The sequence below is a fragment of the Microbulbifer sp. TB1203 genome, assembly GCF_030997045.1.
In the GTDB taxonomy this organism is placed as follows: Bacteria; Pseudomonadota; Gammaproteobacteria; order Pseudomonadales; family Cellvibrionaceae; genus Microbulbifer.
On sequence record NZ_CP116899.1, the window covers coordinates 2,279,604 to 2,304,353 of the forward strand.

Consider the following 24,750-nt stretch of genomic DNA (forward strand, 5'->3'; position numbering starts at 1 on the left):
CAGAAACCACCGGGCCTCTGGATTCCGGCATTCGCCGGAATGACGACAGAATGAAGTATCTGGGTTATGGATTTAGATTTCGACCGCAACCATATCTGGCACCCCTATTCCTCCCTGATCGATCCGCCTCCGGTCTACCCGATCGAACGCGCCGAGGGCGTACGCATTTACCTGGAGGACGGCCGCGGCCTGATCGACGGCATGTCTTCCTGGTGGTCCGCTCTGCACGGCTACAAGGTGCCGGAACTGAACCGCGCCCTGAGCGAGCAGATGGAAAAAATGTCGCACGTGATGTTCGGCGGCCTCACCCATGAGCCCGCGATCACCCTGTGCAAAAAACTGGTGGAGATCACCCCCCCACTGCTCACGCGGGTTTTCCTCGCCGACTCCGGTTCGGTGTCGGTGGAAGTGGCGATCAAGATGGCGCTGCAGTACTGGCAGTCCCAGGGCCGCAGCGTGAAAAACCGGTTGCTCGCGCTGCGCAACGGTTACCACGGCGACACCTTCGGCGCCATGGCCACCTGCGACCCGGTCACCGGCATGCACCACCTGTTTGCCAGCCAGTTGACCCCGCATTTCTTCGCCCCGGCGCCGCAGCCGAAATTCAGTGAACCCTGCAGCGACGAGGATATCGCCGAGCTCCGGCAACTGATCGAGAAAAATCACAACCAACTGGCCGCGGTGATTCTCGAACCGGTGGTACAGGGCGCCGGCGGCATGCGTTTCTATTCCCCGGAATATCTGCAGCGGGTGCGCCAGCTGTGCGACCAGTACGACCTGCTGTTGATCGCCGACGAGATCGCCACCGGTTTCGGCCGCAGCGGCAAACTGTTCGCCTGCGAGCACGCGGATATCAATCCCGACATTCTCACTCTCGGCAAGGCCCTCACCGGCGGCACCATGACCCTGGCCGCCACCCTGTGCACCGATCGGGTAGCGGAGGGCATTTGCCGCGGCGAGGCCGGAGTATTTATGCACGGCCCCACTTTTATGGGCAACCCGCTCGCCTGCGCAGTGGCCAACGCCAGTATCGAGTTGTTGCTGAGCGGTCCCTGGCAGCAGCGGGTGGCCGCCATCCAAACTCAATTGGACGAGCAGCTGGCGCCGTTGCGGGGCGCTCCCGGTGTGGCCGATGTACGCACTCTCGGCGCCATCGGCGTGGTGGAGATGGACCAGCCGGTCGATATGAGGCAGGTTCAGGAAGCGCTGATCGAACGCGGCGTGTGGCTGCGCCCCTTCGGCCGACTGGTGTACGCCATGCCGCCCTACGTAATCTCCGAGGAGGATCTGGGCCGGCTGGCCGGCGCCATGGTCGAAGTGCTGGGCCGCTAAGAAGTCCAAACAAAATGTCCGGCAAAGTCACAGGATTCAACCTATGCTTAGGAGCGAAACGGCAATTTGCGGAGGTTGTATGTACCGCCACCTGCCCCTGTTGGCATTAATTCTGATCTTCGGCCTAACCGGCTGTGACCGCGATAGAGACGACACCCCCCAGCCCATGGAACCGGGGGGAACGATGGAAGAGCCCGTCACTCCCAATGGGGACACCACCACGGACGGTATGGACGACGGCACTACCATGGACGATGGAACAACCACTGACACACAGATCTGCACGCCGGAATGGTATGCCTGGGTCCACCAGGAGGTCCAGACCATGCCCGATGGCAACATCACCCAGCTCTACCCCAGCGGCTTGCCGGAAATAGGTAGTGAGGAATGGTTTATCGCCGTCGACAGGCTCACCGGAGGCACCGGCACTCAGGGCCAGGGCCCGGAGGGCGGCACCCCCGAGTGGTGTGCCATGATCCAGCAACGGCTCAGCCAGTCCTCTCAGTCTCCCCAGACTCCCTGATTCTCGCAAACCCTCCGGGCCGGTTCCGCCGGCCCGCGTTTCCCAAACAGCTGAGGAACACACAATGATTCCGGCAAAAAACCTGTTGCTGGCTTTCATTATTGGCGCAGCCTTGCAACAGCCGGCCCTGGCCGACGAAAAACCCCCGCCCGGGGCCATGGCCCTGTCGACGGTCCTCACCAAACTGGAACAGCAGGGTTATACCCCCATTGTCGATGTCTCGCTCGACAACGGACATTGGGAAGTGGAAGCCTACAAGAGTGACGAAAAGCGGGATCTGGAAGTGGACCCCAATTCCGGCAAAATACTCTCGGACAAGCCGGACGGCGATTGACCCTACTCCCAGCTCCCTCTCCCGAGGGAGCACGACTTTCCTCCTGTATCCCCCTGCCAACCAGATGCTGCGGCCGTGTTAAAGTGGCGGCTCAATTCATCGGGGAGCAGGTCCCATGTCCGCATCGGCCATCGTCACTTTTGCTGTACTGGTTATTGTCGCTGTTATCCTCGTTCGCGAGCATCGGCGGGAAGCCCGGCCCCGCGGCTCCCTGCAGGCAGCGGCAACTTCCCATACCGAACCGGAACTGGCGGACAGCGAGGTGGAAAAGATTCTGAACTCCTTTGATGCCCAGTTGGAAGCGCACCGGCTGGACTATATCAACCTACGGCCGGTTGCCGCACTCGCGCCATCCCCCTGGAACAGCAAATTCGGCGGCAAGGCCTACTGGCCCAGGACGGCGCGCTATCCCGAGGCGGAAAACGGCCACAAACTGTACCTGTTGGCCCAGCTCAATTTTTCCGAACTGCCCGCCCTGCCCGGCTACCCGGAAAGGGGTCTGCTGCAGTTCTTTATTACCGACGACGACCTGATGGGCCTGAGCTTTGCGGACAGCAGTGGGAAACAGGCGGAACTGAGAAAAAACCCGGGCAATTTCCGGGTCGTCTACCACGAGGAAATTCTCGAAGACCCGGGCGCGCTGGAAACCGAAGTTCCGGATACCGGCGAAGCCGAATATTTTCCGTTGTCGGCCGAGTACGCCCTCAAGGCGGAACGGAAATCCGGCTTGCCCAGCAGTACCGATTACCGCTTTGAACAGACAGGTATCGATCTCACAGCCATGCCGGACCAGGTAATGGACGCTCTCTGGGAGCGCAACGACGCCGCCGGCAGCCGCATCGGCGGCTATGCCACATTCACCCAGGACGATCCCCGCTACGGCCAGCCGCAGGATGCCTGGCTGCTGCTCTTCCAGATGGACACCTCTTACGAGGACACCGTGGATATCATGTGGGGGGACTGCGGCGTGGGCAATTTCTTTATCCAGCCGGACGCCCTGGCAAAACGGGACTTCAGCAGGGTCTGGTACAACTGGGACTGCTGCTGACAGCAATCCCGGCAAAACCTCAGATCGCTCCCGCCTCCCCCGCAATCAGGGTCAGCAGCCGGCTGAAAGCCTCGTTGGCGGCCATGGTGGAGGACTCCTCCATGGTGTGATAACCGGTGGTCGGGATCTGCAGCGTGGTGCCCTGTACAAAGCCGTTGGATGCCAGAACGATGCGCCCCAGTTCCGTACTGCCCAGGGACTGGGGTTCGTTGCCCAAGGCAACGGCCTCGCGGTTCTGCTCGTCGATATAGATATCCTTAAATCCGTAGCTGATACCGTTTGAGCGGCACAGGCTCTCCACCATCGCGGTGGTCTGCGGATGAAACTCCGCATTGGCATCGCGCCCGCGCAGCACCACCTGCTGGCGATCGGCGGTTTCCCGGTCCGGATAGGGGCTGGTGTCCACCACGATCAAACGATCGGTGCCGTCATTAAAACGGCGAAACCACTCCAACAGGTACCGCCAGCTGCTGCCCGCCTCCTCCTGTGCGGTGAAGAACGCAGTGCCCTGGAAACCCAGGGCGTAGAGATGCACCAGGTGCGCCGCGGTGAGCACATTGTCCAGTTGCGCACTCAGAATGCCGTTGGCCATGGTCAACCGGTCGGTAAAGGCCACCGGCGTCCCGGCCACCAGGTGTTCCAAACCGTCCACCTCAAAGATCAGGTTGTTGCGGTACTCGCATACATAGGCGTTCCTGATCACCCCGGTACCGCGGTAGGAACCCGACCAGGGTTCGTAGGCCATCACCGGCACCGACTGGAAGCGATCGACGATTTTCATCATCAGCTTTTCCGACACCGAATTGCCCAGCAGATCCGAGCGGTTGCCAGTGACAAAGGCCGCATACTGGAACTCGTTCGGCCCGGTACAAATCAGCCCGTGGCGATCGATATGCGCCGAAAACATGGCCGCATCCGGCCTGTCCCCCTGCGCCACCAGCAGCCCCTCATACCAGGTCACCCTCGCCCCGCGCTCCTCCAGCGCGCGCTGCAACACCCGGAAAAACGCATGTTCCGCACCCACTACACTGGGGTTTCGGATCAACTCCTTCAAAAGATCGATAAACTGGTCGGCTCCCTGCATGGATGGGAATACCTCTGTAAAAAAACTGCAAAGTGTTAAACCAGACCCCCTGCGTTGCGGGGTTTTATTTCACACAGGCATGAACAAACGCCCGAACCAGCGGCGAAAGCTGCCCCTGCAGGGCCCGGCGCTCGGGCTGGAACAGGGTCGCGACAAAGAACGGATGCCTGTTCAATTCGACCGCGCGGATCTCATCGGTCATATCGAAAGCGCAGCCACGCATGGGGCCCCCGAGCAGCGCCTGCCTGAATTCGGGGTTCAGCCCATAGCGGCAGCGATAGCCCTCTGAAATTTCACTGACGCCATAAGCCCGGTAAATCAGCGTGTCCGGGTCGAGGCGTACCATCCCGGTGGTTTCCACCAGCGCGCAGGCCAGCGGCGAAACCACCGCCCTCTTCGCTTCCGGGTTGGACTCCGCGTGATCCGCGTCCTCCCAGCCCAGCACATTGCGGGCGTACTCCAGGATCGCATGCTGGAAACCGCCACAGGTGCCGAGAAAGGCAACTTGGCTCTCCCGCGCCCAGCGAATCGCCAGCAGTGCCCCATCCATATCCTGATAGGGCGTGGCCGGGACACACCAGATTCCGCTGTAACCAGCCAGGCGCCCCGCGGAGCGGATTTCCGGTGTGGGCACCCACTCATATTCGACGCCGGTGCCCAGTGCGGACGCGGCCAGTTCAATAGACGGGGGAATAGCCTGATGGGCCGGCACCGATGGATCGAAATCACCGACCAGCCCGATAGTTACGACAGTCATGGATTAATCCCAGCTGATTTCAACAAAAGGTCGAATTACAGAGCCAGTGCAGAGGCCTGCTCACGGGCAACTCGCCCGAATCATGCCGCAGAAGGGATATCCCCTGAACCAGTCTCTTTCGGTTTGCCCACAGTATATCCCTCAACCCGGTGCACGAGCGACACCAAAACGAAGCTCAGCAGCATCAGCAGATACCAGGAGGATAGCTTGGCCAGCGGCACCATGTTCCAGGCAGCGGCCTGGCTCGGGTAGATCCAGATATTCACAAAGGTCGCAATGTTCTCCGCCAGCCAGATAAACCCCGCCACCAGCAGCCATCCCAGCAACAGCGGCATCCTCCGGTAAGCCCGGTCCACCCGGAAATGGATCTGCGTGCGCCAGAACAGCAGCCCGGTCCAGCCCAGTAACAGCCAGCGCAGGTCCGGGACAAAGTGATGGGTAAAGAAGTTTATGTAGATCAGAGCGACCAGCAATATCGCCCAGCGATACGCCGGATACCCTGTGTAGCGGAACTCGAAGATACGCCAGATCCGCGCGATATAACTGCCCACCGCACTATACATAAATCCGGTAAACAGCGGCACGTTACCGATGCCGAATACAAAGGGCTCCGGGTAAACCCAGGAACTGATGGTATCGGCGGTCTTGAACAACTCCATCACCGTCGCCACCAGGTGGAAAACCACGATCACCAGGGCCTCGCGCAGGGTTTCGAGGCGGCACAGCAGCAGGAGCAGCTGGAAGCCGACGGCGGCGAGAAAGATAAAGTCGTAGCGGTGCAGGGATTCCAGCGGATACCAGTACTTGGTCAGAATCATTACCACCAGCAGGAAGCCGCCAAACAGGCAGGCGTAGGCCTGTTTGAGGCTGAAGAGACAGAACTCCCTGACCGCGCCAGATAGCATGCCGCGCTTACTGTTTCTTTTCAAAGAGCTGATGAAACAGGCGCTCGGACTCCCTTAGGCCCTCGTCAGTAAGGACTACGGACTTGGCCTTGCCGACGGGGTCGAGAATAAATCCTTTTTCGCAAAGCCTGCCCAAGGCATCCCAGTCGAAGGACTTCCAGGACCGGCAGCCATTGTGAAGCGTCAAATACAATAGGGCCAGAATAGTCTCATCGATTTTATCTTTATCAACTTCCATCTGAGAATCTCCTTAATTTAGCCTAGAATTGTTTTTTTGTTTTTCAGGATTGCATATCCAACAGGTAAAAACCGCTGGGCAAACCCGCTTAGTTATCGCCACATCGATTTATTTTGCGGTTTACAACCGCTTCATCCCTGAATGTCTTGCAATATAGAAAGGCAATTCCCTCCCATTTTTGCGCAAGACACATCGTAGAAAATAGCTCTTAATACATTCATACGAAATTCAATGCCTAACATCACCGAAAAAATAAAGATGCATAGCGAATCGGCGCAACTTTATTTTATCCGATTTCATGTTTTTATTAGGCGACCGATTAACATTCTCTCATCGTATTTAGGGCTTTTTACTCAGAAAATGAAAATTTTTCCCAAGTCGACTTATCGGTATCTACTGCTTTTTCAGGATAAAAGAACTCTGCGCCATACTTTCCGTCTTGATAAATAGCACTGAGACGAATCATCATATTCCAAGTGTTACCGACAAATTTCTTTCGCAACACCTGAATTTCCCTGTGGGATCCTTCCAAGAATTTAGTGCGTTTGCCTTTATCAGCATCTTCTTCACCTGCGTATGGCACCCAATAACCACTCCAATCTTTGTGATTCCAAAACTCAGATTTACTCCAGTCTTTGTCACGGAGTGACCGCTCTGACAATTGGGCGGAAGCATGTAGATTATAGAGATGACCGGTTTCAGCATGTTCAATGTAAAGATCAATAACCGTGTAATCTCCAGCTTTGCCTTTGGCGCAAACGAATAAAGAATCCTTATCGTGCATAAGATAAATGGCAGTCTGCGCTGGTAATTCAAGTATTGTTGCAACTTGCCATTCAGCTTTATCACAACGACCATCGAAAAGAGGCGCTTTGCTTGTCGGATTAATTACAGTAGCCTCGGAAGCGATTGCTTCCCCAGCCAGGATTAAAAGTGTAGCAGTTAATAACAACATTTTTGATGGAATTCGCATACAAGGTCCTTGTGTAAATATTTTCTTTTATTGATACAAATTAGCCAACTGTGTGCATAATGGCAAATAGTTTGCGATCGATGGTGTTAAAATTTCGACGGCTAACGAGGCTGTAGAAAAACTATTTCGGAGAATCAGCTCTTCCAGCCATATTTTGATTGATCATTGAGCCCGATTAAAACACAGTCCTTTCACATAGTCATCCAACCTGCGCAGTCAATAGAGAGGCTTCGTCAAGAGCCTTCTGGCTCAGTGAATCGCTCCATAATTCATCAGCTTTTCAATGTTATGCACCAAGCAGAACATCCGCCATTGCCCCTGGACCTTGTCCAGGCCGCGTAACGTGAATCGATTTAGGCCCTTGTTGGTGCCTGTATTGCCAAATACCGGCTCCACCACGGACATACGGTGCCCGTAGATCACCTTTCCTTCCTGGCTGTCGACGCGTCGCTTCATCCAGTCTGTCGCAGTGTGGCCATTGGTCACTGCAATCGATACCTGGCGACCGTGCCCCTCCCTTGTGTCGGCGGCACTTGGATTGCGCATACACTGGTCTTTCAGGTGGCAGCTGCGACAGTCGGTCAGGTTACCTTCAAAGATCAGTTTTCTTTTACCTTTGACAGGTCGAGATTCACCAACGAACCAAAGAGACTTTCCGGCCGGACAGATACAGATCTTGTTCTTGGCATCGATTTGAAATTCGCTGGCCGGGATGATCTTCTTCTGGCCTTTGGCATTGTACTGATTCCGCTTACCATACTTCTTTTTCTGCTTAGAGAAAGCTTTGTCTCTGGATCGGAACTTATTGTCAGGGATGTAGGCGTTGATGTTCTCTTTGCGGAGATAATCATTATTCTCCTCACTGGAGAACCCGGTATCTGCGGTTACGATTACCTGACTTTTGAGGATATCGTCATGGATTCCGGTATCACGATACCGCTTTCTGATACCGTCCAGAATCGACTTCAACGTATGCTGTTCCTGACCGGAGCCAAAGGCCTGGGCTTCGACAATGATCTGGTGTTCCTTATCGACGGCGGCGATACCGTTGTAGCCCTGTATTGTGCCTTTGCTGGTGGTCATTTTGGCGGATTCGTTATCGGTGATATTGCTCTTTACTTCTTTCTGGTTCTTTCCTTGCCCCTTCCTTGGGGTTGCCGTCTTTAGGAACTGATCAATCTTGTCGAAGTGCTTTTGGAGGGTTTCAGTGGCCTGGGCGAGCTGCTTCTTTCGGTCTCGCTCTTTGGGCTTTCGCCCGTCGAGCCGTTTGTGCTCTTCGATGCAATGCCGGATCTTCTTCTGGATTTTGTCTCGCTTCTGTTCCAGTTCTTTGAAAGTGCCGGAATGCTCTTTGGAGGCGTCTGAGGGCATCTTGCAGCCGTCAATGGCAAAGAGTTCATTGCCCAGTAGGCCCTGCTGGTCGCAGACAAGCAGTACCTGCTCGAAGACAGACTCAATGGCGTCGGGGTAGCCGCTGACAAAGCTCGCGATACTGGTGAAGTGGGGGACGGCGTCGCAGGAGAGGGCTTTGAAGATGATGTTGTTTTCACATTGCCACTGGATCTCGCGGCTGGAGGTGATGCCTTTGGCGTAAGCAAACAGGATGATCTTGAGCAGAATCGCTGGATCGTAAGCGGCTCTGCCGCCCTGATCATTGCTGTATTTGTCGTAGAAGGGGGAGAGGTCGATATGCCCGTCGATCAAACGGTGGAGAGTGAACTCGAAAGTGCCAGGCTGGAGTTGGTCTTCGAAGTTAATGACGACCATGGCGTCCTGGCTGTAGCTGTATTTTCTGAAATTTGGCATATCCCCTCCCTTTGAGGGTCAAATTTTACCAAAAAACGCTGAGTTTTAAGAGTTTTTCTACAGCCTGAACGTTGCCAGTTGGGGCGGCCTGCGCTGTTTATGCGCGTAGCGCATAGCGTAGGACGTCCCGCGGAGGCGCGCAGCGCCGGAGCGTACAGCCTGGCCTTGTTATACGCTTAACCACAGTAAGAGACCTTCCGCAACTTCATAGATTTATCAAAATGAATGTATACACAACCATCCATTATATCTTCATCAAGTAACGCAGACTTCCTTAGCTGGAGAAAATTATAACTTCTAAACCTTACTGACGTTCCATTTTCATCTTGAATTATTTTGTAAGGATAGTAGCCAAAAGGAACTTTTGACGCATTACCAAGCTCAGCATATGCTTTATTTAAGATGACTTGCTCACTCTTAGACCAATGTATGGCCTCGTACTTCGGCTCAGCGAATGTCAGGTCTTTGGCCACAAAGTAGGAAAGCCCGAGTGATGCGATTAATAAGAAAACTAGAATAGTGATTATTGTGTTCTTCATACGTAATTACGCGTAGTCGTGGTAGAACGCCCCGTCACCGGGACGCCCCCACACAGATCCGGACGTGCGGAATTACCGCATCCGGCTCTTCAATAGAATCATTGCCCGTGTAAAGCACAGGCCCCTCAGTACCAATCCGCCGGGACAGCGCGCTTACGCACTGTTAACGGCTGGATTCGGTAATATCTCAACATTTCCTTCAGGCCTCCCCAGTTGAAACTCCGCTTTTGACTGCGTCGATTCAACCACTTATACAGGCTATGCAAAACATGCCCGTAGATACGGGATACGCTCAGACTGTTGTCCGGCAGGGCGAAGTAATTCCCGATTCCGTCAAGCTTCCTCTTCAGCATGGGCATCAGGCGATTCAGCCGTTTGTGGCGATTCTCCTTGATCCATGTGTAGAGCGCTTGCAGCAGAGATTTGTGTTTCTTCGGGGCGGTCTTCCGCCGCAGACGAGGTCCGCCACCGAAGTCAACATCCCAATAGAACCTGAAACCCAGAAATTCAAAGCTCCGCTCCTGGCCCGGATGAAAGCGGCTGAAGCGTTTGAGCGATGTTTTACCGGCCGTGACATCAAGGTTAAATTGCTTTAATCTCGATGGCAACGCTCGGTAGAAGGCGTTGGCCTCGTCGCGGTACTGAAACGCTACAACAAGTCGAGTCGCCCCGGGGACCCTCCCCCCGAGGCGCTCACAGAACCGGACGTGAACGTCTCCGCTCATCCGGCTCCTCCTACCCAGCCTGTCCATGTAATAAACGCCAATGGGCAAACAACCCCGGCTGTCTGCGCGCAATACGCTCCAACCAGTGGGTTGCTCGCCTCCTGTGGCCCCGCAGTCTTTTGAACTTGCGAGTTGCCCAAATTACGAGCCTACGGTCAATCCGCCGGAGGGTTGTATACAGCGCTGACTTGTAAAATGCGCTGTAGTAATTGATCCAGCCGCGGATCACCGCGTTGAACATCCTTGCCAAGTCTTCCAGTGACTTGTCGCTGCGCAGATGCAGTTTCCAGCTGCGTACTTCCTGCCGGATTGCTTTCGCCGCTTTGTTGCTGATCGCCGGACTGAAGTTGATGAAGAACTTTCCCTTCCGATTTTTCGATCTTCTCGGGCGAAAGGTGTAACCCAGAAAATCGAAACTGGTGGCGGGATAGTCCAGACGTCGATCGTCGTCTTTGCAGTAGACAATCTTGGTCTTCTCCGGATGAAGTTCCAGTCCACAATCTGCAAAGCGCTGTTCCAGCGCATTTTTCAGATGTTCGGCCTGCTTCCGTGTGCGGCAGTGACAAACACTATCATCGGCGTACCGCTCGAAGGGAATGCTCGGATAGTGCCTTTGCATCCACGCATCGAAGGTATGGTGCAAGAACAGGTTCGCCAGCAGAGGACTGACCACACCCCCTTGCGGGGTGCCCTTGGTCCTCTCCTGTAATGCCCCACCATTCAGTTGCACCGGGGCTGTCAGCCATCGCTCGATGTAGAGCAGCACCCATTTGTCTTGGGTGTGGTGGCGCACCGCTCGCATCAAGAGTTCATGATCGATGTTATCGAAGAAACCCCTGATATCCAGATCAACGACCCAGTCGTTGCGCCAGCAGCGCTTGCGCGCCTGTCCAATCGCCTGACGGGCTGACTTGCCCGGCCGATAGCCGTAGGAGTCCGGATGAAAATGACGTTCCAGGTCCGGCTCCAGGGCTTGTTTGACTACCATTTGGGCAACCCGGTCCGCAACCGTTGGAATTCCCAGTGGACGAACACCACCGTCCGCCTTGGGAATCTCCACGCGTTTGACCGGTGGGGGTATGTAGCTACCAGACGCCAGTCGATTCCAGAGTTTATAGAGATTGCCTTCCAGCTTCTCTTCAAACATCTCCAGGGTCTGACCGTCTACGCCTTCCCCGCCCTTATTGGCCTTGACTCGTTTGTAGGCTTCCCACACCTGACGTTTAGTGATAGGAAATGACTTCGCCTGATTCAAGAGTGTCCTCCCATTGCTGGTTGCACTCTTGTCTCAGGCTGGATAGGGCAACCCCTTCGCTCCAGCTCCATTACAGAGCCTTCCTCACTACTACAGGTTGCTCCGCCCCTGTACCCCGCATTGGTACTCAGATACTCGTGGGGCTTCCACTTGCATCGCTCCCCTAGCATCGGGGTGACAGGTTCCCACGTTCCACACAAGAGCCTGAGCCGTGTTCTCGCCGCCTTTATGCCGGACGCCGCCTGGGCAGTAGACAGGTTTCTCCCAGACTTATCCCGGGTTAACGACTTCCCCCCGGTTTTGACGTCGTCCCTACGCTTTCGACACGTCATCAGCGGTTCACTTGCGTTCGACTTCACGGCCCTTACCTGACCGGTTCTTGACCGGCCTTTTCCATACTCGCTCACTACCACACCTTTTAAGTGCAGCAGCAGTAGGTGGTTTGAAGCCTCCGCCTGCACGGCGGCTCCGAGGGGCCCGCCCTCATCTCTTGTGCAGCACGGCTGCACGGAGGATTCACATCCTCCAGTGCGCCTTCGTGGCGCACAGTCGTCCGCGTAACGGATGAGCATGGCGCGCCCCCTGAGTCCGGGCTTGACCCTTTTCTCGAACCACAGGTCGAGCACGTAGTGCAAGTAGATATTGGCCAGCACCGGGCTGATCACGCCCCCTTGCGGGGTTCCGCTAAGCGGCTTGTGATAACGGCCGTCCGGCTCGATGATGCGCGCCTTCAACCATTGATTGATCAGGTTGAGTAGACGTTTGTCGTCGATGCGCTGTTCCAGCATCCGCAGCAGCCACCCGTGGTCCATGTTATCGAAGAAGCCTTTAATATCCGCTTCGACGATGTACCCGTAGCCCTTGAACTGAAGATTGAGCTGTAAGCTGTGTACGGCTTGATGCGCGCTTTTGTGCGGGCGGTAGCCGTAGCTATTGCGCAAAAAGTCTTGCTCCCAGATGCTCTGGAGTAACTCCGCAACACTTTGCTGCACCAGCTTGTCTTCTATCGTGGGCAGTCCGAGGGGACGCTCTGCGCCGTTTGCCTTGGGGATGTATACCCGCTTTACATCATTTACCCGAAAGCGGTTTGCCTTGAGATTCTGATGGATGCGGTGGATATTTTCCGGCAATCGCGCCCCGAAGTCTTCGGCTTCTACGCCGTCCACACCGGGAGCAGATCGCTTGTTGAGGTTAGCCCAGCCCCGCGTCAGCAAACCGGGATTCAGTTCTCCATATAAATTCTGAAACCGGTGCCGGGGATGGGTACGTGCTTTAAATGCTATGGCGTTTAAGGCGGTTGTCATAGTGGTTTCCAGCCCTACCCTGTCCGGACTATGTTTCTGTTAAACGCCACGATTCCATTGTCGGCCCCTTCGCCATGCAAGCGGCTTTCCCGCTTTCGGACTACTATGAACCGATCCGACTTCCAAGGGGCCTTCGTTCGCCTCGCGTTTTACTCGGCAGCCCTACCCACTTCCTGCGGGAACCTCCTTGGATCTCACAAGTTCCTGTCGCATCTCTTTACACATGCCACGGTTTGATAACTCCGCTGGCTCGCCACAACCTCGCCCTTGGCGGCTGTTTTGCATGGACTTCGACGGCGTTACAAGCCTCGTCAACCAGGATTCGCTATTTTCGGAGCGATACCAACACTTCAGGCGCACGGCACGCCCTATGGCCTATGTAATTCTCTGTCTACGCTTCACGCTGCTTGTTCGCCTTGTGCTTCCTGCCACACAAATATTCCTAATTTCCGGGTTCCGCACAGCGCGCAAGACTCGATACGGGTGGCTGGCTAGGCCTTACCCGACAGGGACTTTCACCCTGCAAGATGCGACAAGCTTTGCTTGTCGCACTAACGCCGCAATCAGCCGCGGCTTACTTTGTTTGCTTTTTGCACGAAAATGGGAGCGTAGCGACCGTGCAAAAAGTGCACAAAGTAAGACGTCGGCTGCATTGCATCGTTATGCATTGGAGTGCCACAGGCCCACCAGTAGAACGATAAGTGTACCGAGCCCCAATGAAAATAGAATGAGATCTCGAACTACAATACGTATGTTTTTACGTGATAGCTCCCTCTCTAGGTGCACCATTTGTTCTTCAGAGAGAGGGTTTTCTACTTTATGCCTCCCACCTTTTATGAGAAGAACTGCATCATGATGCTGTTTTTCATCAAGTACCCATACTCCGTATGTTCTAGGCCCTCCTCCCGTGTAGAAATGGCTGTTGTTACTTTTAAATACTCCTACATGAGTAGGAATTCCTCGCTCTCTTAATTTGAAAGCAAAGTTAACTGCGTCATCTTGTTGTTTGAAATCTCGGACGATTTTCATTTATGCATAACGAGGCTGTAGAAAAACTATTTCGGAGAATCAGCTCTTCCAGCCATATTTTGATTGATCATTGAACCCGATTAAAACACAGTCCTTTCACATAGTCATCCAATCTGCGCAGCCAATAGAGAGGCTTCGTCAAGAGCCTTCTGGCTCAGTGAATCGCTCCATAATTCATCAGCTTTTCAATGTTATGCACCAAACAGAACATCCGCCATTGCCCCTGGACCTTGTCCAGGCCGCGTAACGTGAATCGATTTAGGCCCTTGTTGGTGCCTGTATTGCCAAATACCGGCTCCACCACGGACATTCGGTGCCCGTAGATCAACTTTCCTTCCTGGCTGTCGATGCGTCGCTTCATCCAATCTGTCGCGGTGTGGCCATTGGTCACTGTAATCGAGACCTGGCGACCGTGCCCCTCCCTTGTGTCGGCGGCACTTGGATTGCGCATACACTGGTCTTTCAGTTGGCAGCTGCGACAGTCGGTCAGGTTACCTTCAAAGACCAGCTTTCTTTTACCTTTGACAGGTCGAGATTCACCAACGAACCAAAGAGACTTTCCGGCCGGACAGATACAGATCTTGTTCTTGGCATCGATTTGAAATTCGCTGGCCGGGATGATCTTCTTCTGGCCTTTGGCATTGTACTGATTCCGCTTACCATACTTCTTTTTCTGCTTAGAGAAAGCTTTGTCTCTGGATCGGAACTTATTGTCAGGGATGTAGGCGTTGATGTTCTCTTTGCGGAGATAATCATTATTCTCCTCACTGGAGAACCCGGTATCTGCGGTTATGATTACCTGACTTTTGAGGATATCGTCATGGATTCCGGTATCACGATACCGCTTTCTGATACCGTCCAGAATCGACTTCAACGTATGCTGTTCCTGGCCGGAGCCAAAGGCCTGGGCTTCGACAATGATCTGGTGTTCCTTATCGACGGCGGCGATACCGTTGTAGCCCTGTATTGTGCCTTTGCTGGTGGTCATTTTGGCGGATTCGTTATCGGTGATGTTGCTCTTTACTTCTTTCTGGTTCTTTCCTTGCCCCTTCCTTGGGGTTGCCGTCTTTAGGAACTGATCAATCTTGTCGAAGTGCTTTTGGAGGGTTTCAGTGGCCTGGGCGAGCTGCTTCTTTCGGTCTCGCTCTTTGGGCTTTCGCCCGTCGAGCCGTTTGTGCTCTTCGATGCAATGCCGGATCTTCTTCTGGATTTTGTCTCGCTTCTGTTCCAGTTCTTTGAAAGTGCCGGAATGCTCTTTGGAGGCGTCTGAGGGCATCTTGCAGCCGTCAATGGCAAAGAGTTCATTGCCCAGTAGGCCCTGCTGGTCGCAGACAAGCAGTACCTGCTCGAAGACAGACTCAATGGCGTCGGGGTAGCCGCTGACAAAGCTCGCGATACTGGTGAAGTGGGGGACGGTGTCGCAGGAAAGGGCTTTGAAGATGATGTTGTTTTCACATTGCCATTGGATCTCGCGGCTGGAGGTGATGCCTTTGGCGTAAGCAAACAGGATGATCTTGAGCAGAATCGCTGGATCGTAAGCGGCTCTGCCGCCCTGATCATTGCTGTATTTGTCGTAGAAGGGGAGAGGTCTATACGCCCGTCGATCAAACGGTGGAGAGTGAACTCGAAAGTGCCAGGCTGGAGTTGGTCTTCGAAGTTAATGACGACCATGGCGTCCTGGCTGTAGCTGTATTTTCTGAAATTTGGCATATCCCCTCCCTTTGAGGGTCAAATTTTACCAAAAAACGCTGGGTTTTAAGAGTTTTTCTACAGCCTGAACGTTGCCAGCTGGGGCGGCCTGCGCTGTTTATGCGCGTAGCGCATAGCGTAGGCCGTCCCGCGGAGGCGCGCAGCGCCGGAGCGTACAGCCTGGCCTTGTTATGGCGGACTACCACTGAGCTGACTTATGGCATTCAAGAGAGCCGCACTTTAAGGATTCTAAATGAGCCAGGTAACTTTTTAGTGCTTCCATTCTACTTTTTGTCATCTGCAAGATACAGTACTGCTCGTTCCATTCACCTCTTGCTATTGAAGATTTGTCCATGAATAGGCACGTACTATCTTTGAACTCAATCCATTTTTCTTGCGCTGACATAAACTCATTTTTTGCTTTGCTTGCACTTTCATTATTCTCGATCTGAGTCAGTACTTTTTCATAGATAGAGCTCAGCTCACTTTCTGCTTCTACAATTCTCAGATAGTTGCACCCTGTGACTCCCCAATTTGAACCGAGATCACAAGGCTTAACGAAAGTATCTCCTTTACATAATAAATCGCCAGAATGTTCCATGCCAGAACAGGCGCCTCCTTCTTCTGAAGCAAACACAACACCAGATAGAAAAAACAAAACAAGGAAAATATTTCTCATAAATACTGTCTCTACGTATTTGCCATAACGAGGCTGTAGAAAAACTCCGGCCTTTCGTTCTGGTTATATTTTGCCCAGAAAATCGCGCTCCTACGTGAATTCTGGACCTGTTTTGTATGGCGAAAAGCATTTCAGAGCACTCTCCGCACGAAAAATTTGCCACTTCAAGAAGTGCTCGAGTTTTTCTACAGCCTGAACGCCCGCAGCACGCGCGTTTTTTGAGCGCAGCGAAAAACACGTCGCCGTGGCTGCGCTTGTTATGCTTCGCGGATTTACAACTGAGATCGAACATATTTCTTGTAGTTACCGGTAATGAAGCCAATAGGCCCCATTCCCGGTAGAAATTTATCGAGAAAGAAATCTACACCGCTGAATATAGTTCCCGATATTGGTTCAAGAGAACCCAGTCCTGTAGAGGATAACCACCGCAAGCCCTTCGCATTGTCTGTTCTAATAACTTCCCCCAATCTCTTCCTCCAGCTATATATGATATCTTTAATTTCTTGATCCGACATGTTCAAAGATTTATGAATCCAATTACGGAAGGCGGCAGCCTCATCAGATTCACGAAGCTTTATCAAAGAGTCTATATCAAATTTCGAGCCGACAGGTAATGTAGGAATGTCTGCAATTTCAATAATTCTGGTCAGTTCGCCTCGAGTGTCATTTTCGGTCAGAACTCCTGAAAGAAAATCGAGCCGTATTGCCGTTATACTAGCCTGGACAGGATTTAAACCAGCAATAGCATTGACAGCCTGCATCCGCTGAATCTGCAAGTTTGTTCCAGTTATTTCAAAAAAGCGTTTCTTGAATAATTCATGAATTTCAACATCATTCTTACCAAGAAGCGCGCCGAGATTTGTATTAATTTGAAATACATCTTGCGACACTTCTTCTAACCCAATCTCGATGTTTAGAGCATACACCGGAATCGTATAATCTTTGGCCAGCGAATCCAACAACGTACTAGTTATTAGATTTGGCTTTGAATTTAAGTCATCACGAAAATCATTGCTTGTATTAAGGAACCTCTGAATAAGTCCCAGCCAGATGGGGTAAAATAGCATTGAGCCAACGAAAATAGCACAAGCCATGCACCAAGTCAGCTTTGCCGAAGCCGAATACCGCAACAAGCGCCGCAAGACCCGCCGCGAGAAGTTCCTAGAGCAGATGGAATCTCTGGTTCCCTGGGAGCGCCTGGAAGCGAAGATCGAGCCCTTTTATCCGAAGGCCGGGCGCGGTCGCCAACCGTACCCGCTACAGGTCATGCTGAGAATCCATTGTATGCAGCTGTCCTACAACCTCAGTGATCCCGCGATGGAGGACTCACTTTACGAGATTGAGTCCATGCGCCATTTTAGCGGATTGACACTGACAGACCGAATTCCGGATGAAACCACTATCCTTAACTTCCGCCATCTACTTGAACAGCATCAACTTGGTCGCCAGCTATTTGAGGAGATCAATAGCCATCTCAAGAGTCATGGCATGCTGTTGAGAGAAGGCAGTATCGTGGATGCCACTATTATCGCTGCGCCGAGCTCAACCAAGAACCGGGAGAAGGCTCGAGATCCAGAGATGCACCAGACCAAGAAAGGCAACCAGTGGCATTTTGGTATGAAGATGCATATTGGCGTCGATGACGTGTTGGGAATCATTCATAGCGTGGACACAACCGCCGCAAATACGCATGACATTACCGCGACTGAGCAGGTTCTCCACGGAGAAGAAAAAAGAGTTTGGGGTGATTCTGGCTACACCGGCGCAGAGAACCGGGAAGAGCTCAAATATCGGGAAGTCGAATGGCATATAGCGATTAAACCGAGCAAGCAGAAAACCCTTCCCGGACAAGACGCCGTTCGGAAAATGGAAAAGATCAAAGCTCAAATTCGGGCGAAGGTGGAGCACCCCTTCCGTTATATCAAGCGCGTGTTTGGCTACGATAAGGTACGCTATCGTGGGCTGGAGAAGAATACCGAACGCCTGTGTCTGTTGGCAGGCTTCACCAACCTGTTAATCGGGAGAAAATACCTGCCCGCCTAGGGGCAGTGCGCCTGAAATCCGCGGATAGCGGGCTTCAGGCAAGGAAAACTGGGAGAATTACGTGAAAACATCGGAAATTTGACTATAAAGCGATCGACTTTTTGACCCTCCCGGTTAATTCCCGAGGGAATGGCGAGTTGATCAGAGGTTCCCTAAGTTGTGAACCGTCAATAACTCGTTTATTTGACAAAGTTACAGCGTGAAGCCTTTCAAGATCGTTTTTTGTAAGCTCATTGCCTTTAGCATCTTTGTACGTGCGGGCCAATCTATCTTCAATATTTAAATTGCCAGACGTGTTTGGATTGACGTAAACAGTTTCGAAGGCAAACCGAAGCGGACAATTCAAGGGTCTATTTGCAAAAAGTCCTGGACTTTTGTGGTCACAGGTGGCCTGAGCTGTCGGGCCGCCACATTCCACTGCAATTCGTCCCTCTTGAATTAAATTGCAAAGCCCTTCAACTCCAATTGATTCGGAAATTCGAGGAATAATTGCAGGATTTGATATTATGATCGTCTCATATAGCAAAAATGATTCAACAAATTTCCCCGCATCAAACTTGCCATTATCAGCCGTGAGTCCATCATAGAGTGTGCTTGAAATCATCTACCATCTCTTTGAGCATAACGCCCTGGTAACTCGACGGAACGGAGTAGCTTGTTTTGTGCTACTAAAGCACAAAACAAGCTGCGCAGTGGAGGTCGAGTTGACCAGTTTGTTAGCACTTTACTGTCTAGCCTCTTGCTCAAAAAATACAGTTAAATCGGATAATTTGGAATTTAGTACTCCAATTTTACCCTCAAAATACAATTTAAATGCCTGTTCTACCCATTCGGCTTGTTCAAAGACGTAGGCGCTCACCCAAAGTACTTCCTTTTCTTTTCCGAAGCCTAATAAGGTTTTTACCTTTTTAGGCTGAACTATGCCAACTAAATAGGCGTATTCATCCGAACTTCCAATGACTGAGACCCATAGATCTACCTAATTACCATCTAAGGTAAGCCAAGCCGAGGAGTAAGCGCGCACAGGTCGAATCTGTGGTTAAAACGTATCCTAATTACCACTCTTGCTAAGTAACGATTACCTGTATATAAATACAGTTATCTCGTTGATCTGCAAGGGAATCCGCCATGGCTCGCAACAAGGTACAGTTCCAGAAGGGCATCAGTTTGACCAAATTCCTCAAGGAGCACGGAACCGAGGACCAGTGCTTCGATGCGCTCTGCCGGTGGCGATGGCCAGACGGATTCCGCTGTCCCCACTGCGGGCATGACAAGTATTGCGACTTGTCTCACCGCAAGCTGAAGCAGTGCAACCGATGTCGCCGCCAGACGTCGATAACCTCGCGCACTATCTTCGACTCCACCAAGCTACCCCTTACCACCTGGTTTCTTGGTATCTTCCTCATTACCCAGGATAAGAAGGGCATCTCCTGCATGGAGCTGGCCCGTCACCTGGGTATCTCCTACAACGCTGCCTGGCGCATGAAGCAGAAGCTCATGCAGGTAATGCTGGAGCGGGACCAGCACTACAAGCTGTCCGGCTTCATCGAGCTGGATGACGCCTATCTTGGCGGCGAGCGTACCGGATGCAAGCCAGGACGCGGCGCTGACGGCAAGACACCCTTTGTTGCCGCTGTTGAAACCACCAAGGAAGGCCAGCCATCCCGGATCAAGCTCTCCATCATCAAGGGTTTCCGAAGCACCGAGATTTCCGCCTGGAGTAAGCGCCATCTGAGTGAAGGCAGCACTGTCATCTCGGATGGCCTCGCGTGTTTCAATGCCGTCACTGAAGCAGGTTGCGCACACGATAAGATTGTCTGTGGTGGTGGCCGCGCTTCCGTTGAAGAGCCCGAGTTCTATTGGGTGAATACTGTACTCGGCAATTTAAAGAGCGCTTTGCGCAGTACCTACCACGCAATCCGGCCTAAATATGCGCAGCGCTATCTGGCGGAATTCCAGTACCGATTCAACCGCAGATTCGATCTTTGCGCGCTCATTCCCCGGCTTATCTACGCCTCTCTCCGGACTCCACCAATGCCGGAAAGATTGCTTAAACTCGGCTTAGCTTAGGTGGTAATTAGGTAGATCTATGTTCGATTGTTGATTCTTTACTGAAATAGTTGGTTCGGAGCCACCATTGCTTTTCCCAACTTGGTCTTTCCATGGAAATTCACGGAATTCTTTTACAAAAATTTCGTAATTGGCATTTCCTTTTAAATCATATTGATCAAAATCGTAACCTGCATATTGGATATCATAGGTAAAGGGACTCGCCATAATTGAACTACATAAAGTTACGAGAATTAATAAAAGTGGTAGATTTTTCATATGATTGCTAACAGTTTATTCAAAAGCCTGGGGCTTTATATCTCCTTGGCTACTATTTACCGCGCTTTCCAAAATCAGGGATCTACATTTCTTTAAAATTCAAGGACTTATCCAGGATCGATCAGATTTCAGCCGGAATTATAAAGCCCCAGGCTCAAGTCGCCTGATTATATACTTAGCAATTGAATATAAGTAACCCACCAGGAAAATCAATAACTTACGCGATTTCTTCCAGAAATAGAAGCTCATGGCTCTTGAATTCAGCGGTTGACAGGGTCTATATTCCTCAATACTGTATAAAAAAACAGTAATTGAGGACAGCTCATGGATGACGTTCGCCCCCCTATCCCGAAGGAATCCGGTAAGTTTATCCCCTCTCTACGCCGGCATATTCGCGAGTCAGGGCTGGCTTACCGTACAGAACAGACTTACGTCCACTGGATCAAACGCTACATTCATTTCAATGAATTGCGCCACCCGAAGATGCTCGGCGTCTCTGATATAGAGCGGTTCCTCAATCATTTGGCAATAAACCGCAACTGTTCAATTAACACTCAGAAGATCGCCCTGAACGCGCTGGTTTACCTTTATAAGCGCTTCCTTGAAGTCGATGTATCCAATCTTGAATTCACCCCTGCCCGGCAGTACCGCCGCCTGCCTACGGTTTATAGCCGAGTGGAAGTTCAGGCCATCCTTGCACACCTGCGGGGCGCCCATCGCCTGCAGGTGGAACTGATGTACGGCTCGGGGTTGCGTTGCGCAGAGTTGCTGTCACTGAGAATCAAAGATATTGATTTCGGCAGCAATAATATTTTCGTTCGCGGCGGCAAGGGAAATAAGGATCGCACGACTATGCTGCCTCAGTCTCTGGTCCCCGCGCTGGAAAAACAAATTGAGTACGTGGAGCTGCTACATGCTCAGGACCTTGAGGATGGCTTTGGCGATGTATATTTGCCTGATGCTTTAGAGCGCAAATATCCCAGTGCGGCCCGCTCCCTGGCCTGGCAGTACCTTTTCCCGGCCTCGAAGGTCGGCCCCGATCCACGCTCTGGTGTTTTGCGTCGCCACCATTTGCACCCAACGGCTCTCGCGAAACAGATCCGCCGGGCTGTGCAGGCCACCGGTGTGAGAAAGCCAGCTCGCGCCCACGCCTTCCGCCACAGCTTTGCCACCCATCTGCTGGAGGCAGGTTATGACCTGCGCACAATTCAGGAGTTACTGGGTCATTCGGACATCAGCACTACAGAGATCTATACCCATGTGGTGAACCGTGGTGGTAAAGGTGTACTCAGTCCGGTAGACCGAATGCAGCCGCCGGGCGGAATCGCTGAGCCGATGGTGGTGTATGGAATGGCAGCTTGAAGAAAAAGGACTGGGGTTGCTTGGGTTAGGCCCTCTCCCCCGGCCCCTCTCCCAAGGGGAGAGGGGGGGGAATAAAAAAGCCCCGCAAATGCGGGGCTTTTCGTTGGCTTGGCCGGATAAGGCTGGCTTACATCATGCCGCCCATTCCACCCATGCCGCCCATTCCACCCATGTCGGGTGCTGCGGGCTTGTCTTCCGGCAGTTCGGCGACCATGACTTCGGTGGTGATCATCAGGCCGGCGATGGAGGCGGCCGCCTGCAGTGCAGTGCGGGTTACCTTGGCCGGGTCGAGGATACCCATTTCCAGCATGTCGCCGTACTCACCGGTGGCGGCGTTGTAGCCGTAGTTGCCGGAACCCTGCTTCACTTTGTCCACCACGACGGAAGACTCGTCACCAGCGTTCTCTACGATCTGGCGCAGCGGCATTTCCATGGCGCGCAGGGCGGCGGCTATGCCGTGGTTCTGGTCTTCGTTGTCGCCGGTCACCTTGACCGCCTGAACAGCGCGGAGCAGTGCGGTACCGCCGCCGGGCACCACGCCCTCTTCAACCGCGGCGCGGGTGGCGTGCAGGGCGTCTTCGACGCGGGCTTTCTTCTCTTTCATTTCCACTTCGGTGGCGGCGCCAACCTTGATCACTGCAACACCACCGGCCAGCTTGGCCACGCGCTCCTGCAGTTTCTCTTTGTCGTAGTCGGAAGAGGAGTCTTCGATCTGGGCACGGATCTGGCCGACGCGGGCTTCGATGTCTTTGACATCGCCGGCGCCGTCCACGATCACGGTGTTCTCCTTGGACAGGGTGACGCGCTTGGCGCTGCCCAGGTGTTCCAGGGTGGCGCTTTCCAGTTCCAGGCCCACTTCTTCGGAGATCACAGTGCCGCCGGTGAGGATGGCGATGTCCTGCAGCATGGCCTTGCGGCGGTCGCCGAAGCCCGGTGCCTTGACGGCGGCCACTTTCACGATACCGCGCATGCTGTTTACCACCAGGGTGGCCAGAGCTTCGCCTTCCACGTCTTCAGCGACGATCAGCAACGGCTTGGACGCCTTGGCTACCTGCTCGAGCAGCGGCAGCAGATCGCGGATGTTGGAGATTTTCTTGTCCACCAGCAGGATGTAAGGCGCTTCCAGCTCAGCGGTCATGTTCTCCTGGTTGGTGATGAAGTAGGGGGACAGGTAACCGCGGTCGAACTGCATACCTTCCACAACGTCCAGTTCGTTCTCCAGGCCGCTGCCCTCTTCCACGGTGATCACGCCTTCCTTGCCCACTTTCTCCATGGCTTCGGCGATGATGGTGCCCACGCTCTCGTCGCTGTTGGCGGAGATGGTGCCCACCTGGGCGATGGACTTGCTGTCTTCACAGGGGGTGGCCAGGCCGGCGATATGATCCACGGCGGCGATCACGGCCTTGTCGATACCGCGCTTCAGGTCCATGGGGTTGAAGCCGGCGGCGACGGATTTGAGGCCTTCGGTAACGATGGCCTGGGCCAGTACGGTGGCGGTGGTGGTGCCGTCACCGGCGGTGTCGGAAGCCTTGGAGGCCACTTCCTTCACCATCTGCGCGCCCATGTTTTCGAACTTGTCTTTCAGTTCGATTTCCTTGGCTACGGATACGCCGTCCTTGGTGACGGTGGGAGCGCCGAAGGACTTGTCCAGTACCACGTTGCGGCCTTTGGGGCCCAGGGTGGTCTTAACTGCGTCGGCCAGAATATTTACGCCCTTGAGCATCTTCTGGCGGGCGCTGTCTCCGAATTTTACGTCTTTAGCTGCCATGATTCTTTTTCCTCAATTCTGTGTGAAGTGGAAGCCGGATTTAGCCTTCCAGCACGCCGTAGATGTCGCTCTCACTCATGATGATCAGCTCTTCGCCATCCATCTTGAGGGTGTTGCTGTCGGCGTAGCGGCCGAATACCACGGTGTCGCCCACTTTTACGGACAGCGCACGCACGTCGCCGTTGTCGAGCAGCTTGCCTTCGCCCACGGCGACGACTTCGCCCTGGTTCGGCTTCTCTTTGGCGGCGCCCGGCAGCACGATGCCACCGGCGGTCTTCTCTTCTTCTTCCTTACGGCGCACTACGACGCGGTCGTGTAAAGGACGAATTTTCATGGATAAGCTCTCCATTGAGTCGTTTGAGGTTTCCAATGTCAGAAAGGCCCTGAACCCAGTGGGCTTTCGGGCCCGAGTGCCCCACTCTGACCGGCAGAGCCGGGGCAAAAACTTGGGGTGCTCCCTATCTATGGGCAGCCGTAGAGATTTCAACAGGAGTGGAAAAAAAAACTGTACGAACGGGGAGCGCCAGCGGCAAAACTGATTACTTTTTATTCACGCTTGTCATCTTCGCGCTTGTAGTCTCCCTCAATGACGTCCTGGTCGCGCTCTCGCCCACGCCCCTCTCCCGGGGGGTAGCCGGGGCCACGCACCACCGTTACATGGCGCAGAATACGTCCCAGCAACAGCTGGCGTAGTCCCGGGATCAAGCAGGCGAAGCCGAGGGCATCGGTGATAAAGCCCGGGGTGAGCAGCAATGCGCCACCCACAGCGAGAAAGATCCCCTCCGCCATCTCCCTGGCGGGGAGTTCGCCGGCCTCCATCTTGCGCTGGGCCCGCATAACGGTGGACAGGCCCTGGCGGCGCAGCAGCGCCAGCCCGACCACCGCGGTGAGCAGCACCAGGCCGATAGTGGGTAGCGCGCCAATTTCGCGACCCACGGTGATCAGCAGCCACATCTCCAGAATGGGCATGATAATGAACAGCAACAGCAGTGGACGCATGGGGTGGGTTCCTCCGGGGCAGTTCACTTG

Annotated in this window: 24 protein-coding genes; 7 read left to right on the forward strand and 17 right to left on the reverse strand. The window is 53.5% G+C overall.

Features of this window, described 5'->3' with window-relative positions:
* Positions 1-66 precede the first annotated feature (66 nt).
* The 4 genes from bioA to PP263_RS09595 all read left to right on the forward strand — a co-directional run bounded on the left by bioA (position 67) and on the right by PP263_RS09595 (position 3,237).
* Entirely contained in the window at positions 67-1,332 is a 1,266-nt protein-coding gene (bioA, locus tag PP263_RS09580) for an adenosylmethionine--8-amino-7-oxononanoate transaminase (RefSeq protein WP_308368201.1), read from the forward strand.
* A gap of 79 nt (positions 1,333-1,411) precedes the next feature.
* The gene (locus PP263_RS09585) at positions 1,412-1,855 is read left to right on the forward strand and encodes a hypothetical protein (RefSeq protein WP_308368202.1); all 444 of its coding nucleotides are present in this window, start codon (positions 1,412-1,414) and stop codon (positions 1,853-1,855) included.
* A 64-nt stretch (positions 1,856-1,919) separates the two neighbouring features.
* A complete protein-coding gene (locus PP263_RS09590) occupies positions 1,920-2,189 on the forward strand; it encodes a PepSY domain-containing protein (protein ID WP_308368203.1) in 270 nt (89 codons plus the stop codon).
* A 115-nt stretch (positions 2,190-2,304) separates the two neighbouring features.
* A complete protein-coding gene (locus PP263_RS09595) occupies positions 2,305-3,237 on the forward strand; it encodes a YwqG family protein (protein ID WP_308368204.1) in 933 nt (310 codons plus the stop codon).
* A 19-nt stretch (positions 3,238-3,256) separates the two neighbouring features.
* Here the strand turns inward: PP263_RS09595 and PP263_RS09600 are convergent, their stop codons facing one another.
* The 12 genes from PP263_RS09600 to PP263_RS09655 all read right to left on the reverse strand — a co-directional run bounded on the left by PP263_RS09600 (position 3,257) and on the right by PP263_RS09655 (position 17,314).
* Complete coding sequence (locus PP263_RS09600; RefSeq protein ID WP_308368205.1) at positions 3,257-4,321, reverse strand: peptidase M42; 1,065 nt, start codon at positions 4,319-4,321, stop codon at positions 3,257-3,259.
* A 64-nt stretch (positions 4,322-4,385) separates the two neighbouring features.
* Positions 4,386-5,078, reverse strand: coding sequence for a CTP synthase (locus PP263_RS09605; RefSeq protein ID WP_308368206.1), 693 nt, complete (start codon positions 5,076-5,078; stop codon positions 4,386-4,388).
* A gap of 80 nt (positions 5,079-5,158) precedes the next feature.
* Positions 5,159-5,983 (reverse strand): DUF817 domain-containing protein, encoded by an 825-nt coding sequence (locus PP263_RS09610; RefSeq protein ID WP_308368207.1) that lies wholly within the window; start codon positions 5,981-5,983, stop codon positions 5,159-5,161.
* A 7-nt stretch (positions 5,984-5,990) separates the two neighbouring features.
* Positions 5,991-6,221 carry a DUF6429 family protein gene (locus PP263_RS09615; protein ID WP_308368209.1) on the reverse strand — a complete coding sequence of 77 codons (231 nt, stop codon included), beginning with the start codon at positions 6,219-6,221 and terminating at the stop codon, positions 5,991-5,993.
* Between the two features lie 349 nt (positions 6,222-6,570).
* Entirely contained in the window at positions 6,571-7,194 is a 624-nt protein-coding gene (locus tag PP263_RS09620) for a hypothetical protein (protein ID WP_308368210.1), read from the reverse strand.
* 249 nt (positions 7,195-7,443) lie between these two features.
* On the reverse strand, positions 7,444-9,000 hold the full coding sequence (locus PP263_RS09625; RefSeq protein WP_308368211.1) for an IS1182 family transposase: 1,557 nt from the start codon (positions 8,998-9,000) through the stop codon (positions 7,444-7,446).
* A gap of 664 nt (positions 9,001-9,664) precedes the next feature.
* The gene (locus PP263_RS09630) at positions 9,665-10,264 is read right to left on the reverse strand and encodes a group II intron maturase-specific domain-containing protein (RefSeq protein ID WP_308368212.1); all 600 of its coding nucleotides are present in this window, start codon (positions 10,262-10,264) and stop codon (positions 9,665-9,667) included.
* Between the two features lie 10 nt (positions 10,265-10,274).
* Positions 10,275-11,480, reverse strand: coding sequence for a group II intron reverse transcriptase/maturase (ltrA, locus tag PP263_RS09635; protein WP_308364412.1), 1,206 nt, complete (start codon positions 11,478-11,480; stop codon positions 10,275-10,277).
* 35 nt (positions 11,481-11,515) lie between these two features.
* The gene (locus tag PP263_RS09640; RefSeq protein ID WP_308368213.1) at positions 11,516-12,823 is read right to left on the reverse strand and encodes a reverse transcriptase domain-containing protein; all 1,308 of its coding nucleotides are present in this window, start codon (positions 12,821-12,823) and stop codon (positions 11,516-11,518) included.
* Between the two features lie 1,183 nt (positions 12,824-14,006).
* Positions 14,007-15,377, reverse strand: coding sequence for a transposase (locus tag PP263_RS09645; RefSeq protein ID WP_308368588.1), 1,371 nt, complete (start codon positions 15,375-15,377; stop codon positions 14,007-14,009).
* 363 nt (positions 15,378-15,740) lie between these two features.
* The gene (locus PP263_RS09650; RefSeq protein WP_308368214.1) at positions 15,741-16,220 is read right to left on the reverse strand and encodes a lysozyme inhibitor LprI family protein; all 480 of its coding nucleotides are present in this window, start codon (positions 16,218-16,220) and stop codon (positions 15,741-15,743) included.
* Between the two features lie 272 nt (positions 16,221-16,492).
* Positions 16,493-17,314 carry a hypothetical protein gene (locus tag PP263_RS09655; protein ID WP_308368215.1) on the reverse strand — a complete coding sequence of 274 codons (822 nt, stop codon included), beginning with the start codon at positions 17,312-17,314 and terminating at the stop codon, positions 16,493-16,495.
* On the opposite strand from PP263_RS09655, the gene PP263_RS09660 reads away from it, so the two are divergent.
* Positions 17,313-18,263 carry an IS5 family transposase gene (locus tag PP263_RS09660; protein WP_308365102.1) on the forward strand — a complete coding sequence of 317 codons (951 nt, stop codon included), beginning with the start codon at positions 17,313-17,315 and terminating at the stop codon, positions 18,261-18,263. The two genes, PP263_RS09655 and PP263_RS09660, sit on opposite strands and share 2 nt — an antisense overlap.
* Positions 18,264-18,345: 82 nt before the next feature.
* Here the strand turns inward: PP263_RS09660 and PP263_RS09665 are convergent, their stop codons facing one another.
* On the reverse strand, positions 18,346-18,867 hold the full coding sequence (locus PP263_RS09665) for a hypothetical protein (RefSeq protein WP_308368216.1): 522 nt from the start codon (positions 18,865-18,867) through the stop codon (positions 18,346-18,348).
* Positions 18,868-19,391: 524 nt separating this feature from the next.
* Here PP263_RS09665 and PP263_RS09670 point away from each other — a divergent pair.
* Positions 19,392-20,333, forward strand: a complete 942-nt coding sequence (locus PP263_RS09670; RefSeq protein ID WP_308365347.1) for an IS1595 family transposase — start codon at positions 19,392-19,394, stop codon at positions 20,331-20,333.
* Here PP263_RS09670 and PP263_RS09675 read toward each other — a convergent pair.
* Complete coding sequence (locus PP263_RS09675; RefSeq protein WP_308368217.1) at positions 20,325-20,591, reverse strand: hypothetical protein; 267 nt, start codon at positions 20,589-20,591, stop codon at positions 20,325-20,327. The two genes, PP263_RS09670 and PP263_RS09675, sit on opposite strands and share 9 nt — an antisense overlap.
* Positions 20,592-20,915: 324 nt before the next feature.
* Between PP263_RS09675 and PP263_RS09680 the strand changes: the two genes are divergently transcribed.
* Positions 20,916-21,953, forward strand: a complete 1,038-nt coding sequence (locus PP263_RS09680) for an integron integrase (protein WP_308368218.1) — start codon at positions 20,916-20,918, stop codon at positions 21,951-21,953.
* A 127-nt stretch (positions 21,954-22,080) separates the two neighbouring features.
* Here the strand turns inward: PP263_RS09680 and groL are convergent, their stop codons facing one another.
* The 3 genes from groL to PP263_RS09695 form a co-directional block, all read right to left on the reverse strand.
* Entirely contained in the window at positions 22,081-23,721 is a 1,641-nt protein-coding gene (gene groL / locus PP263_RS09685; protein WP_308368219.1) for a chaperonin GroEL, read from the reverse strand.
* A gap of 40 nt (positions 23,722-23,761) precedes the next feature.
* The gene (gene groES, locus PP263_RS09690) at positions 23,762-24,055 is read right to left on the reverse strand and encodes a co-chaperone GroES (protein ID WP_183462666.1); all 294 of its coding nucleotides are present in this window, start codon (positions 24,053-24,055) and stop codon (positions 23,762-23,764) included.
* Between the two features lie 212 nt (positions 24,056-24,267).
* Positions 24,268-24,720, reverse strand: coding sequence for an FxsA family protein (locus PP263_RS09695; protein WP_308368220.1), 453 nt, complete (start codon positions 24,718-24,720; stop codon positions 24,268-24,270).
* Between the last annotated feature and the right edge of the window lie 30 nt (positions 24,721-24,750).